Raw genomic sequence first — 664 nt, 5'->3', positions numbered from 1 at the left:
ATATGTCCGGCAACATAGACGAGTATGTTAAGGATTGGTATTTAGAAGACTATTACCAACATTCTCCTGAGATAAATCCCCAAGGCCCTAAAACTGGTGTTAAAAAAACAGTACGGGGTGGCAGTAACGCATCCTCTAGCCGCTTTAACATGACTATACGACGTCATGCCGTCGAACCCGATAAAGCCGACTATGTCGGCTTACGGTGTGTAATTAATAATCCAGCGCCTATCCATCAATAATATGCACAGCTTCAATAAAATTATAATCATGCCAAAACGCTACCATCTTCTATTGTCTATTTTAGTTCTATCAGGGCTGATTTCTGCCTGTCAGTCACCCTCTGATGATACCCCAACCTTAGAGTCAGATATTGAACGGGTAATCCAACAAACCCTTGATAATATGGTCTTTGTCGAAGGCGGCAGTTTTATCATGGGGGACTTCGGTAAGCTAGAGCGTAACAGTGATGGTAGTCAATTCTTAGCCCACTGGAGCTCTGACAAAGACGATGATTTTCTGCATAGAGTGACCCTTGATAGTTTTTCAATCAATAAATATGAAGTCACCTGGGAAGAATTTGATACGTTTAGTCGAGCGACTAATCGACCTATTTTTAAGGAAGGTAAGCGCTTCCACCGGCCTAATATCCCCGCTTATATGC

At 42.3% G+C, this 664-nt stretch carries 2 protein-coding genes; both read left to right on the top strand.

Going from position 1 to position 664, the window contains the following annotated elements; translation table 11 throughout:
* Nucleotides 1–242: SUMF1/EgtB/PvdO family nonheme iron enzyme (locus tag ACFP3R_RS37585; RefSeq protein WP_380643819.1), on the top strand; the 242-nt coding region annotated here is incomplete at its 5' end.
* A gap of 28 nt (nt 243–270) precedes the next feature.
* Nucleotides 271–664 (top strand): SUMF1/EgtB/PvdO family nonheme iron enzyme (locus tag ACFP3R_RS37580; protein WP_380643817.1); only part of this gene is annotated, 394 nt, incomplete at its 3' end.

It is taken from the genome of Saccharothrix lopnurensis, from assembly GCF_042658445.1.
Taxonomy (GTDB): domain Bacteria; phylum Actinomycetota; class Actinomycetes; order Mycobacteriales; family Pseudonocardiaceae; genus Actinosynnema; species Actinosynnema lopnurensis.
The sequence above is the reverse complement of the archived record's forward strand: the minus strand, read 5'-3'. Positions and strand labels throughout refer to the sequence as shown.